At 39.2% G+C, this 12,762-nt stretch carries 11 protein-coding genes; 7 read left to right on the plus strand and 4 right to left on the minus strand.

Features of this window, described 5'->3' with window-relative positions:
- The first annotated feature begins 73 nt into the window (after window positions 1-73).
- From ACTHN6_RS04690 to ACTHN6_RS04700, 3 genes are all read left to right on the plus strand, one after another.
- Window positions 74-1,477, plus strand: coding sequence for an MBL fold metallo-hydrolase RNA specificity domain-containing protein (locus ACTHN6_RS04690; RefSeq protein ID WP_440434562.1), 1,404 nt, complete (start codon window positions 74-76; stop codon window positions 1,475-1,477).
- Window positions 1,478-1,795: 318 nt separating this feature from the next.
- A complete protein-coding gene (locus tag ACTHN6_RS04695; protein WP_440434563.1) occupies window positions 1,796-2,233 on the plus strand; it encodes a hypothetical protein in 438 nt (145 codons plus the stop codon).
- Between the two features lie 222 nt (window positions 2,234-2,455).
- On the plus strand, window positions 2,456-3,172 hold the full coding sequence (locus ACTHN6_RS04700) for a hypothetical protein (protein WP_440434564.1): 717 nt from the start codon (window positions 2,456-2,458) through the stop codon (window positions 3,170-3,172).
- Window positions 3,173-3,267: 95 nt separating this feature from the next.
- On the opposite strand, the gene ACTHN6_RS04705 is transcribed toward ACTHN6_RS04700, so the two are convergent.
- Complete coding sequence (locus ACTHN6_RS04705) at window positions 3,268-4,467, minus strand: phosphoglycerate kinase (RefSeq protein WP_440434565.1); 1,200 nt, start codon at window positions 4,465-4,467, stop codon at window positions 3,268-3,270.
- A 253-nt stretch (window positions 4,468-4,720) separates the two neighbouring features.
- Here ACTHN6_RS04705 and ACTHN6_RS04710 point away from each other — a divergent pair, with 253 nt between their 5' ends.
- Window positions 4,721-5,797, plus strand: a complete 1,077-nt coding sequence (locus ACTHN6_RS04710; RefSeq protein ID WP_440434566.1) for a DUF3810 domain-containing protein — start codon at window positions 4,721-4,723, stop codon at window positions 5,795-5,797.
- A 136-nt stretch (window positions 5,798-5,933) separates the two neighbouring features.
- Here ACTHN6_RS04710 and ACTHN6_RS04715 read toward each other — a convergent pair whose 3' ends face one another.
- Both ACTHN6_RS04715 and ACTHN6_RS04720 read right to left on the minus strand, forming a co-directional pair.
- Entirely contained in the window at window positions 5,934-7,061 is a 1,128-nt protein-coding gene (locus ACTHN6_RS04715; protein WP_440434567.1) for an acyltransferase family protein, read from the minus strand.
- Between the two features lie 85 nt (window positions 7,062-7,146).
- Window positions 7,147-7,371 carry a DUF2905 domain-containing protein gene (locus tag ACTHN6_RS04720; RefSeq protein ID WP_440434568.1) on the minus strand — a complete coding sequence of 75 codons (225 nt, stop codon included), beginning with the start codon at window positions 7,369-7,371 and terminating at the stop codon, window positions 7,147-7,149.
- A gap of 52 nt (window positions 7,372-7,423) precedes the next feature.
- Here ACTHN6_RS04720 and ACTHN6_RS04725 point away from each other — a divergent pair, with 52 nt between their 5' ends.
- The 3 genes from ACTHN6_RS04725 to ACTHN6_RS04735 all read left to right on the plus strand — a co-directional run bounded on the left by ACTHN6_RS04725 (window position 7,424) and on the right by ACTHN6_RS04735 (window position 10,144).
- Window positions 7,424-8,425 (plus strand): alpha/beta hydrolase, encoded by a 1,002-nt coding sequence (locus tag ACTHN6_RS04725; protein ID WP_440434569.1) that lies wholly within the window; start codon window positions 7,424-7,426, stop codon window positions 8,423-8,425.
- A 178-nt stretch (window positions 8,426-8,603) separates the two neighbouring features.
- A complete protein-coding gene (locus ACTHN6_RS04730; RefSeq protein WP_440434570.1) occupies window positions 8,604-9,311 on the plus strand; it encodes a hypothetical protein in 708 nt (235 codons plus the stop codon).
- A 353-nt stretch (window positions 9,312-9,664) separates the two neighbouring features.
- On the plus strand, window positions 9,665-10,144 hold the full coding sequence (locus ACTHN6_RS04735) for a hypothetical protein (protein ID WP_440434571.1): 480 nt from the start codon (window positions 9,665-9,667) through the stop codon (window positions 10,142-10,144).
- A 756-nt stretch (window positions 10,145-10,900) separates the two neighbouring features.
- Here ACTHN6_RS04735 and gyrB read toward each other — a convergent pair.
- Window positions 10,901-12,762 (minus strand): DNA topoisomerase (ATP-hydrolyzing) subunit B (gyrB, locus tag ACTHN6_RS04740; RefSeq protein WP_440434572.1); only part of this gene is annotated, 1,862 nt, incomplete at its 5' end.

Below are 12,762 nucleotides of genomic sequence, written 5' to 3' on the forward strand. Positions count from 1 at the left end.
TTTTTATGCCTTTGCAAAATATCTGTCTTTAATAATATGGAGAACTTATCTTTAATCAAATTAATATTGGTTTATGAAGATTGCTTTTCATGGCGCAGCAAGAACGGTTACAGGCTCGAAACATCTTATTACATTAAACAATGGCAGGAAAATTTTACTTGATTGCGGCATGTTTCAGGGCCTTGGTAAAGATACCTTTCCACTTAACAATAGTTTTGGTTTTGATGCAGCTTCAGTAAATTACCTGTTATTATCGCATGCGCACATTGATCACAGCGGTCTTATTCCAAAGCTTGTGAAAGAAGGCTTTAACGGAAAAATATTCTGCACGCCTGCAACAAAAGACCTGTCTGCCATATTGCTTATGGACAGTGCAGAAATTCAACGGGACGATACAGGCTATACCAATAAAAAAAGAATTAAAAAAGGGCTTGAACCTTACGATCCCTTGTATGATATAAGCGATGTGCAAAAAACAATACCATTGTTTACAATCGTTAATTATAATAACTGGTTTACAGTTGATGAAGGCATTAAAGTTTTATATACCGATACCGGCCATATAACCGGCTCTGCCGCCGTGCATGTGCGCATAACAGAAAACGGCGTTACAAGACAGATATCCTTCAGCGGCGATGTGGGAAGATATAATGATATGATTTTGCGCAAGCCTGAAACATTTCCGCAGGCTGATTATATTATTACTGAAAGCACCTATGGCAATAGTTTGCACCAGCGCATTACAAATACGGCAGATGATTTTTATGAATGGATTGAATCAACATGCATACACAAAAAAGGCAAGCTGATTATTCCCGCATTCAGTGTGGGCCGCACACAGGAACTATTATACCTGCTAAATGAATTAAGCCTTGAAAGGCAGCTTAAGGGTATTCCTGTTTTTGTGGACAGTCCTTTGAGTTATGAAGCTACTTCTGTAGTAAAACAACATCCTGAAAACTTTAATGCCAACATACAGGAGCTTTTAAAAAGAGATGACGATCCATTTACTTTCCAGGAATTAAAATTTATTGAAAATGTAGATGAAAGCAAAAGGCTGAATGATGACCATCGCCCGATGATCATTATTGCAGCAAGCGGCATGGCGGATGCCGGGCGCATAAAACATCATATCAAAAATAACATTGGTGATAACAGGAATACCATCTTAATTGTTGGTTATTGCGAACCTGGCTCCCTTGGCGGCGCTTTAATGAATAATGTAAAACGGGTAAGAATATTCAGCGATGAATTTGATGTTATTGCCCAGGTTGGTGTAATGCGCAGTATGAGTGCACACGGTGACTATAACGATCTGCTTCAATTTTTAAAATGCCAGCAACCCGAAGCCGTCGATAAAGTTTTTATTGTACACGGTGAATATAATGTGCAGATAGACTTTAAGGACAAACTGATTAAAGCCGGTTTTAAAAATGTATTTATACCGGCTTTGCACCAGGAATTTGTATTGGAATAACGATACGATATTCCTGTGTATTTATTTGCACCGGTGTGGTTAATCTTTAAATTATTCCAGCCGCATCAATCCTTTGCCCTATCCTATTCCGTTCAATAATTGTTCGTTTCCGGACAGTTGAAAAAACCTTTTCTTTTCGGATAACCATTTATCAACTTATATAACCCCCTGTGCTCTAAAAATTGCCAAATACTTGTTAAATGGCATATTGGTATTTGCTTTGAAAGATTCTTCCACGACTAATGCACGCAAAATCAGCTAACAAAGTCATCAGTAAAAAAAACAATAGTGACGGATACAAGAAAACAAGAACTAACAATGAAAAGAACATTATTTATCAGCGCAACAGCATTTATTACGGCAGCATGCTCTATTTTTTATTTTGTAAAAAACACCGAAACCGCACCCACAACAAACAAAAATATAAATGTGGAAGTGTATAAAACGGCAAGCTATGTATCGGCTGCCTATTCTAATACCACTGCTTCTTTACAGGTAACGGTAATACGTGTAAAAAAGAATGTGAGAGATACAGTATGGCAGCAGAGTTTTCAGCCAACAGAATTAAAAGATTACCCGGAAGTGAATAAACCAATTACGCAAAAAATATTAATTCCAAATGTGAATGATGCCAAAGAGCAACTGGAAATTTACTACAACGTTACTTACAACTCTAAGGGCAACATTTTAAACTATTGGAATTATACAACAGTTGGCCGGGGCCAGCAGGATGGTAAACTGGCCATACAGATATAACCCAGCCCCGTGATGAATATAAGCAAACGAGAGCGGCTTTTGCCGCTTTCTTTTATTTATATAACCATTAAAGTGTTTATAAGAATACAGGCCTGTATTTTGTACTTCTGAATTTTATGCAGAAATTGTTTACACAGCATTTAACTTTTAAACCTGCCCGTAAAAGCGGCATCATAATAGAGTTATTGTTTTAATAATTTAAGACCATTAAAATTCAGGTGTATGAAATCGTTATCAGAAACATGGTTTGCAGACGGGTACATAGATTTTGAATTGAAAAAATACACGCTGCTCGCTTATTTACAGGAAGTAAATAAATATTTTGATGAGCATAAATTATACCCACAGCTGGCAGATGTAATATTTCATTACAACAACCTTGTTTCCTTCAGGAAAAACAAAAAGTTTTTACAGGAGCATTTCCCCAAAAAGCTTACGGGGATTCAAATTCAAAAATTGCAGTTATTGTATGAACAAATGATGGAAGATGATGATGTAATGCAGCAACTGGAAGAAATAATTTTCTATGCAGCACATGAAATGCGGGCAACTATCAGCAACGGCACAGAATTGTATGAAATGATAGAAGATAAACTGAAAATATCACCGGTTGGCATTATTCCGCTGGAGCAACATGAAGGTTATTTTTTTCTCAGCAATAAATTATCAGTTACGAGGGTGTATCAATATCGTTTAAGCATCTATGAAAAACATGATGAAAAATTCCGGAGCATCCGCACAGAATTTATCAATACATGGTACCGCAGTTTTGTAAATACATTCGAACATATAAAAACTGAATTGGTGCGTAACCGTTCGCAACTACCCAATCCCGCTGTTTATGTTATTGAAGCTGATATTAATTTACCTGTTGAAGAAACACTATTGCCAATTGCAAAGAGAAGTTTGGTAAGATATATTTCAAAGTCCCGGCCATAAGGCAATTACAGCAAGGTTAATAAACTACATTTAAATCTTCAATAATAAAAAGAGGCTTGCAAAATGCAAGCCTCTTTTTATTATTCAATCAGAAATCATTCATTAATAGCAGCAATGCCAGGTAATGTTTTACCCTCAAAAAATTCAAGCATGGCGCCACCACCTGTGGATACGTAACTCACCTTATCTGCAAAACCAAACTGGTTTACAGCAGCCACGCTATCACCGCCGCCCACCAAAGAAAAAGCGCCGTTCTCTGTGGCTTTAGCCACGGCTTCAGCAATCGTTTTGGTGCCATGCTGGAAGCATTCCATTTCAAACACACCTATCGGGCCATTCCATAAAATGGTTTTTGCTTTAAGAATAACTTTTGTAAACATATCGCAGGCCATTGAACCAATATCCAGCCCCATCCATCCATCAGGAATATCAGTGCTTACTGATGAAGATATATCAGCATCATTGGCAAACTTATCAGCAATAATGGAATCGCTTGGCAAATGAATGCAGGCATTTTTTTCTGCGGCTTTTGCCATTATTTCTTTAGCCGTATCAAGGCGGTCTTCTTCACATAAAGAAGCGCCTATTTTGCCACCTTCCGCTTTAAAAAATGTATAGGCCATACCGCCGCCGATTATTATATCATCAGCTTTCTCCAAAAGGTTTTCAAGAATTAATATTTTATCGCTCACTTTAGCGCCGCCGATAATGGCCACAAACGGCTTCTCAGCGCTGTGCAAAACCTTTTGGGCCGAAGCAACCTCGCTTTCCATCAGCAAGCCAAACATGCGTTTATCTTTCGGAAAGAATTTTGCAATTACGGCCGTTGAAGCATGCGCCCTGTGCGCCGTTCCAAAAGCATCATTCACATATACGTTGCCCAGCTTTGAAAGCTTTTCAGCAAAAGCTTCATCGCCTTTTTCTTCCTGTTTGTAAAAACGCAGGTTTTCAAGCAGCAGTACATCGCCGGGTTTTAACGCAGCCGCTTTTTGCTGCGCATCTTCACCAATACAATCATCGGCAAATTGTATTGGTTTACCATCAAGCAATTCGCTTAAATGGTTTACAAGATGTTTTAAGGAAAACTTATCTTCCGGGCCTTCTTTTGGCCTGCCGAGATGGCTCATTAAAATTACGCTGCCGCCATCATTCAATATTTTTTTGATAGTAGGAATGGCGGCTTTCATTCTTGTATCGTCTTTTATTTCCAGCGTTTGTTTGTCAAGCGGAACGTTAAAGTCAACGCGGATTAGTGCGCGCTGGCCTGCAAAATTGTAATCAGAGAATTTGCTCATTGTTGTTGTAATTATTGTTATAAAGCAATGCGGCGAAAATACTTAAGAAATACCAGCAATAAACAAACCACAAACAATTAATAAGCTCTCTTTTATTTATTCAAAGTTTACGGGGTTCATTTGGTTACGGGTTGATGCTATCAAATTACAAATCCCTTACATTTCAACTTATCAGCTATTCAGTCAATCAACCGGCATTTATACGTCTTTTAAGGATTTTTTTACAGCCTGATACTTTTATATTCGCACCAGCATGCAACGGAAACAAAACAAAAAATGGTGGTTCAGGCCTTTAATATTGTTGTTCGTTGTTATACTGCTGCATACACTTGCATTGTGGCCCTGGTTTATTGAAAATGTTTACAGCGCTTATATCTATCCATCCATAGCCTATATATTAAGACTGCTTACCGGCTGGATCCCTTTCAGTATTGGTGATGTATTATACGGCCTTGCCATTACCTGGGTTATTGCAAAAACAGTTAAGTTTTTTAAACATAAGCCAACATGGAGAAAGTTTGCCCTTGCCGGTCGCAATTTTACGGTTAAGTGTTTGTGGGTATATATCATATTTTTACTGCTATGGGCACTTAATTATTATCGTTATGGCATTGGGTATAAAATGCACCTTTTTCCCGACAGGTACAGCACGGAGGATTTAAGAATTGTTACAGCCCGGATAAGAGAGGAATTAAATGCAAACAGGAAACTAATGGATAGCCTGCACTTAGATTATAGTGACAGTAAAAACGTTTTTAAACAGGCAGCGGGTTTATATGATGCGGCAAAAACAACGCATCCTTATTTAAGTTATCCAAACCATTCCGTTAAAAAAATGCTTGCGGGTGATATTGGCAGCTATGGCGGGTTTCTTGGTTACTATAATCCTTTTACAGGTGAGGCACAGGTTAATGCAAAAATGCCAACGTTTGTTATACCATTTACAACCTGCCATGAAATTGGCCACCAGCTTGGTTTTGCCAGTGAAAGCGAGGCAAGTTTTGCAGGCTTTCTGGCAGTAAAATCGGGCAATTTACCGCAGTTTAATTACTCTGCTTATTTTGATATGTTCCTGTATGCCAACAGCGAATTGTTTAGCCGGGATTCGGTTGCAGCCAAACAAAATGCACAACAGCTCGACACATTGGTAAAAAAGGATTTGAATGAATACAAACAATATTTAAAAGATTACCGCAACCCGCTTGAGCCATTGCTTGCAAAACTTTATGGCAATTATTTAAAAGCGCATAATCAGCCAAAAGGCATTGAGAGTTATGATGAGGTTGTAGCCTGGCTTATTGCTTACTATAAGAAATATGGAAGGTTATAAGACCAATAACAGGCTTCAGTCATACATCGGTCAGACGCTTTTGTAGCTCATTTGCTTTATATGTTTCTAAATGAAGCGTCAGACCGGTACACACTACTTTTAGTAGCTAATAAACCTCTTAAATTAGTTTTTGAAATTACACCCGCACATAAATCTTTTTCTTATCCAACACATAACCAATCAGCCAGCAATACAACATAAAGCAGATTGCAAATAACAATGAGCCTATGTAAGCGCCGCTATAAGCAAAAATGTTATGATAAATCCATCTGAATAAATTAGTATCTCCGGCCGGGATCATGTACAGGATTATAACAGACAATTCTGAAAGCATATAAATAAACAACGGGTTCTTCCCAAACACTTCAAAGAAATAAACGCCCGTTCTTTTATTTAAGAAATCAACATAATACATAATACAGGCGAGCAGCATGCAATCAAGTCCAACGGTATGCAGTACAAAACTGCTCGTCCATATTTTCTTGTTGATGGGAAAACCATAGTTCCACCAAAAAGCAATTACGAAAATGATAAAACCCGCCATCAATAATTTTGCAAGGCCTTCATAAGTTTTGCCATGCTGCTGCACATATTTGCCAACAAGATAACCACCCACCACATTGCCAATACTCGGAAACGTACTTAATAAACCTTCGGGATCAAATGGAAAGCCTTCGCCCCTGTATAAATGATGTTCCCCAATAAGCCAGGTATCCAAATGCAAAACAGCATTGGTATGCACGTCAAGCGGATCTGCGCCGCTGCCAAAATAAACCATCACCGGCCAGTATAAAAGAAGTATCAGTATGGTGATAACAACCGTAGTTCTCGTTCCTAAAAAATATAACATCAGCGAAGCAAAACAGTAAGCCAGCGCTATGCGTTGAAGCACGCCAAATATCCTTGTATCGGCAATGGGTGATAATATAAGATGATGCTGATCGTTATACTCAAAAAAGGGAAACCAGTATAACAGATAGCCGCATAAAAAAATGATAAGTGTGCGTTTAAAAATTTTGCCAAGCACTGCACCGGTAGTCATTTCACTCCAGCGGCGCATAACAAAACTCATGGCATTGCCCACCGCAAACATGAAAGACGGAAATACAAGGTCTGTGGGCGTGAAACCGTTCCAGTGCGCATGTTCAAGCGGTGCAAAAGTAGTTGCGCCGTTGCCCGGCGTGTTCACAATAATCATCAGGCAAATGGTCATGCCCCTGAAAACATCCAGCGCAAGGAAACGCTGTTTCGCAATTGGTTGCATCTAAATAAGCATTAATTGGTAATGAATAAAGCAGCAGGAATATTACTGCGTTAAAGATAGTTGTTTGACAACATCAACAATTATTTTAAAAGAATTTTTTAAAGATATTGATAAGAATAGTAAGCACGATGCTGATGATGACCATGGTAACAACAGGAAAATAAAAACGGAAATTTTCTCTTTCAATGCGAATATCGCCGGGCAGTTTCCCAAGCCAGTTCAGCTTATTGTAAAAGAAATAAACAAGCACGCCAATGATCACGATTATAACGCCTGCAACAATTATCCATTTACCTGTTTGCGGATTCATAATACAAAGTTCAGTTATTCATTTATAAATTTACCCATGTTAAAGCTTCCTTATGTTTAAAAAGAAATGGTTTAAAATCCTGCTTATTGTTTTTATAATTCTTGTAATCGTTTACCAGTTTGGCCCGCATCCTGCAACGCCGGTTTATTCAAAAACATTGCCGGCAGTTCCATCTGATACCGCAGCACTTGAACAGTATATTGCCAGCAATGAAGCGCAGCATAAAATTAAACCCGGTAATGAAGCAAGGATCGTTTGGTTTGATCCGGCCAAAACAAAAACAGCATATGCCATTGTTTACCTGCATGGTTTTTCTGCAAGCGAAGAAGAAGGCCGGCCCATTCATACCAATATTGCAAAAGAATTCGGCTGCAATTTATATTTAAGCCGTTTGGCAGAGCATGGCATTGATACAACACAACCTATGATAAACCTTACGCCTGAAAAATTATGGGAAAGCGCCAAACAGGCGCTGGGGATTGGCAAACAGATTGGTAACAAAGTAATTTTAATGAGCACTTCCACCGGTGGCACGCTGGCTTTAAAATTAGCTGCCGATTATCCAGACGATGTGTATGCGCTGGTAATGATGTCGCCCAACATTGCCATCTTCGATAGCCGGTCTTTTCTTTTAAACAATCATTGGGGTTTGCAGATTGCACGTGCATTAACAGGCAGCCATTATGTAATGGCAAAAGATACAAGCGCTGTTTATAAGCAATACTGGTACCAGCAATATCCGTTGGAAGCAGCAACACAATTGCAGGAGATGATTGAAACCACCATGCATAAATCAACTTTTGAAAAAGTAAAACAGCCTGTGTTAATGCTGTATTATTACAAGGATGCTGTGCACCAGGATAGTGTTGTAAGCGTGCCCGCCATGCTGAAGATGTTTGATGAATTAGGCTCTGATAAGAAAATAAAAGTGCCAATGCCGAATGTGGGCAACCATGTAATGGGCAGTTATATAAAATCGAAAGATTTACTGGATGTACAGCAGGCCATTGAAAAATTTATGGAAGGAACGCTGGGGATGAAGAAGGAGGAATAACTGAAAGAGCCTTGTGCTGTTTCTTGTTGTTCTTTTGAATTATTTCGTTGGTGAAGAACACCAACAAAGGAAAAAGATGGTATAGAAGTTTATAAAATTTGAATAGCAGAAGTGAATACTACCATTGATTCGCCAATTTATTTGATTATTTTTGATGTTGCAATTTAAACTTCAGCTTATGCTCAGTATCCGGCGAGTTGTTCAATATGTTACCGACGATGATATTGATATTGAAACCCTAAAACAATATTTTGAGAAGTCTTTAGAAAATTTAAAAAACTTAAATAAAAGAAGTATTCGCATTACTCAATTCATATTAATGCTAATAGTTCTATATTTTTTTCGTAAAAACTTTACCCATATAAAGTTATTTGAAATAGATTTTGATGTAAAATTATTAAGATTACTTACGCCTACTTTGATAAGCTATTTACTATTTGAATGGCTAATGATAGCTAAAAGACGAAGAGATTTAATTTTTGGAATACAGCAGTTGAGTTATAGATTGTTTAAAATAAAACCTAATGATGAGGAAAGACTATTTCCCGGATTTAATCCAAATACTCTTAACATAATGCCTTATTCATTCATGTGCGAAGTGTTATCAATTTCTGATAAAAGCGGCGTTAATAGGCGTATATATAAGGTAACAATAAAATTAATTTTTGTCTTGTTGATAATCATCATGGGAACTTCTTTTTATGAATACTGGAATATATATGATTTTAAACTCTGTTTTGTATGGCCCACATCTAATGAAATATTTATTGAAACTTTTAGTTTTTACGCAACTCTTTTAGTAACACTGCTTTTCACTGGATGGGTTATATTTTATTATTATTTAGAATTCAAGAATATAAAAGAAATCAGAATTGCCAAGAATTAGTTTTTCCCCTATCGGTTGGTGTCTCACCAACCGAAATATAATAAATAGGTAGAGGGCATATTTCCTCAGCTCGGCGAAGTTTCCGCCTTTGTTGGTGTTCTTCACCAGCTCAGTGAAACGTTCGGGTGTCTCGGCGAAGTTTACAACTTCGCCGCTTCTATTTTAAAGTTTGCAACTTTTATTAAGCAATGCAATAACGAAGTTTTTAAACTTCAGTATAATACAAGCGAAGTTGCAAACTTCGCTTAGACTTCAAACAATCTTTCCCGCAACCTCTTTTTTTGCTGTTCTCAAAAATTAATTACATTTAGTGTGATAAAAAACCATTTTTCCCACTCTTAAAATCAATCACTATGCCTTCAGGAAATTTAAATGTGCTTCCTATTCCGGATGAAGTAATTACCAACGTAAACAACCTGTTACAGCAAATTGAAGCGGCCCTGCAGCCTTACATTGTTACGCTTACTGATGAGGAGCGCAAAACAATAGCCAAGGTGAGCGACAAAACCGTTGCCTTTGTAACCAAGGTAAACGATTACAGCACCACCAACCCGCAGTTTGTGCCCGCATTTATGAGCGCAGCAGACCTCGCCACCGATGTGGAAAATTACCAAAAGCTGAACCCCGTTTTACGCATGGTGCAGCAGCTTGCCGACCAGGTAAGCGATACCGCAATGGTTGCAGGCAGCGAAGCGTATATAGCATCGCTTATGTATTACGGTTCTGTAAAGTCGGCCGATAAAAACAAGGTGGCCGATGCGCGGGCCATTTACGAAGATTTAAGCAAGCGTTTTCCCGGCAGGCCGAAAAAAGAAAAGCCATTAACAGCTTAAAACAAACAAAATACCGCCGGTAAGGCGGTTTTTTATTGCCCCAATAACCAAAAAAACAGGCTTTTATAGCTTCTTAAGTACTTTTTAGTACTTCCCCGGTACAAAAAAGTACTTCCGTGATACTTTTTTCTATAAAATAAGGTGTAAAAGGTGGTGAATAAGTACAAAAAAAATCTACAGCAGCCGTAAAAGTTAATCGCTTACCATCTTTTTGTATAAAATAAGGTATAACTGGTTGTAAACAGGTACAAAAAGAACCAGGCAAGCCTGGAGAGGCCAATGTAAACCAAAAAATTACCAGCTCAGTGAAGTGTTCGGGTGTCTCGGCGAAGTTTGCAACTTCGCCGCTTCTATTTTAAAGTTTGCAACTTTTATTAAGCAATGCAATAAACGAAGTTTTTAAACTTCAGTATAATACAAGCGAAGTTGCAAACTTCGCTTAGCCTTCAAACAATATTTCCCGCATCTCTTTTCTTATTGTTTTAAAAATTGAAATCTCTTAGCTTTCAACCGGCCTGCATTTCAGGAGATGCCTCGTTTCCCCGGCATGACGATGCAAGTCCCTGTTCAATTCGCAAACATCTTCATCATCAAAATGCTTATCCCGAACTCATGTTGTATCCTTACGGTTGTTTTCAAAAACTTTCAACGCATCGTACACTTAGGTGAGATGATGCCGGGCAATCGAAATCTATATAAAAAATTACCCCGCAAAAATGCGGGGCAACCTAACAAAACTTATATAAAACCAGTTTTCTAAATATCAATCTTCGCATACCGGGCATGGCTTTCAATAAAGCTGCGGCGCGGCGCCACTTCATCACCCATCAGCATGCTGAACACTTCATCAGCATTGGCCAGGCTTTCAATGGTTACCTTTTTTAAGGTGCGTCTTGCGGGGTCCATGGTTGTTTCCCATAACTGCTCTGCATTCATTTCACCCAAACCTTTGTAGCGCTGTACATGCACACTATCTTCTTTGCCGTTGCTTAATTTCTCCACCCATATTTTCCGCTGCTCTTCATCAAAAGCATATTCCTGCTCTTTTCCTTTTTTAACAAGATAAAGCGGCGGCTGGGCAATATAAACGTAACCCTGCTCCACCAGTTCTTTCATATAACGGAAAATAAATGTGAGGATCAACGTTGCAATATGGGAGCCATCCACATCGGCATCGGTCATAATAATGAGTTTATGATAGCGAAGCTTCGCCAGGTTCAACGCTTTAGGGTCTTCCGGCGTACCAATGGTTACACCCATTGCCGTAAAGATGTTGCGTATTTCCTCATTCTCATAAATCTTATGCTCCATGGCTTTTTCCACGTTTAATATCTTGCCGCGCAAAGGCAAAATTGCCTGGAAGGTTCTGTCGCGGCCCTGCTTGGCTGTGCCGCCGGCACTATCGCCCTCCACGAGGTAAAGCTCACATTTTTCAGGATCACGGCTGCTGCAATCGGCCAGTTTGCCTGGTAATCCGCTGCCGCTTAAAACCGTTTTACGCTGCACCAGTTCACGGGCTTTACGGGCAGCCACACGGGCCTGCGCCGCTAATATAACTTTGCTCACAATATTTTTGGCTTCCCTCGGGTTTTCTTCAAGATAAGCCTCCAGCGCCCTTGCTACCGTTGTTTGAACAATGCCGCTTACTTCGCTGTTGCCCAGCTTGGTTTTAGTCTGGCCTTCAAACTGAGGTTCCGGTACTTTTACAGAAACGATAGCGCTTAAGCCTTCGCGAAAATCATCGCTTTCCACTTCCACTTTTGCCTTTTCAAACAAACCGTTCTTATCGCCGTAGGTTTTAAACACGCGGGTTATAGCTGTACGAAAACCCGAAACGTGCGTTCCCCCTTCAATGGTATTTATGTTGTTTACATAAGAAAAGATATGTTCTTTAAAATCGTCGTTGTAAGTAAGCGCCACATCCACCGCCACATTACTGGCTTCATCAAAACCTTCCACATACAATGTTTTTGGCAAAAGTGAATTGCGTTTGCCATTGCGGTCGAGCATTTCCACAAACTCCACAATGCCGCCTTCGCTGTAAAAAGTTTTTGAATACGTGTTGCCATTCTCATCGCGTTCGCGCAGGTCATTTAAAACAATGTTGATGCGTTTATTCAAATAACCCAATTCCCGCAGGCGGCCTTCCAGGATGTCCCTGTTATAAACAGTAGCCTGAAATATTGTTCCGTCAGGCCAGAAATGGGTACGTGTACCCGTTTTATCCGATTCGCCAATTTCTCTTACGGCATATTGAGGAATACCGGTATGATATTCCTGTTCGTATATTTTACCATTCCTTTCAACGGTAACATGCAGTTTGGTACTTAAAGCGTTTACACAGCTTACCCCCACGCCGTGCAAACCGCCCGAAACCTTATAAGTGTCTTTATTGAATTTACCACCCGCGTGCAATACCGTCATTACCACTTCAAGCGCACTGCGTTTTTCCTTGGCCATAATGCCTGTGGGAATACCACGCCCATCATCCTGCACACTTATGCTGTTATCTTCATGGATGGTTACAACAATATTCTTACAATAACCGGCCAGCGCCTCATCAATGGAATTATCCACTACTTCATATACCAGGTGGTGCAAACCTTTTACGCCTACAT

The organism is Parafilimonas sp. (genome assembly GCF_051953455.1).
Lineage (GTDB): Bacteria > Bacteroidota > Bacteroidia > Chitinophagales > Chitinophagaceae > Parafilimonas.

Excerpts from the sequence above, each read along its gene's own strand:
- ACTHN6_RS04715 (WP_440434567.1), bottom strand. The coding sequence starts at position 7,061 with ATGCAACCAATTGCGAAACAGCGTTTCCTTGCGCTGGATGTTTTCAGG.
- ACTHN6_RS04730 (WP_440434570.1), top strand. The coding sequence starts at position 8,604 with ATGCTCAGTATCCGGCGAGTTGTTCAATATGTTACCGACGATGATATT.
- ACTHN6_RS04725 (WP_440434569.1), top strand. The coding sequence starts at position 7,424 with ATGTTTAAAAAGAAATGGTTTAAAATCCTGCTTATTGTTTTTATAATT.
- ACTHN6_RS04695 (WP_440434563.1), top strand. The coding sequence starts at position 1,796 with ATGAAAAGAACATTATTTATCAGCGCAACAGCATTTATTACGGCAGCA.
- ACTHN6_RS04735 (WP_440434571.1), top strand. The coding sequence starts at position 9,665 with ATGCCTTCAGGAAATTTAAATGTGCTTCCTATTCCGGATGAAGTAATT.
- ACTHN6_RS04710 (WP_440434566.1), top strand. The coding sequence starts at position 4,721 with ATGCAACGGAAACAAAACAAAAAATGGTGGTTCAGGCCTTTAATATTG.
- ACTHN6_RS04720 (WP_440434568.1), bottom strand. The coding sequence starts at position 7,371 with ATGAATCCGCAAACAGGTAAATGGATAATTGTTGCAGGCGTTATAATC.
- ACTHN6_RS04705 (WP_440434565.1), bottom strand. The coding sequence starts at position 4,467 with ATGAGCAAATTCTCTGATTACAATTTTGCAGGCCAGCGCGCACTAATC.
- ACTHN6_RS04700 (WP_440434564.1), top strand. The coding sequence starts at position 2,456 with ATGAAATCGTTATCAGAAACATGGTTTGCAGACGGGTACATAGATTTT.
- ACTHN6_RS04690 (WP_440434562.1), top strand. The coding sequence starts at position 74 with ATGAAGATTGCTTTTCATGGCGCAGCAAGAACGGTTACAGGCTCGAAA.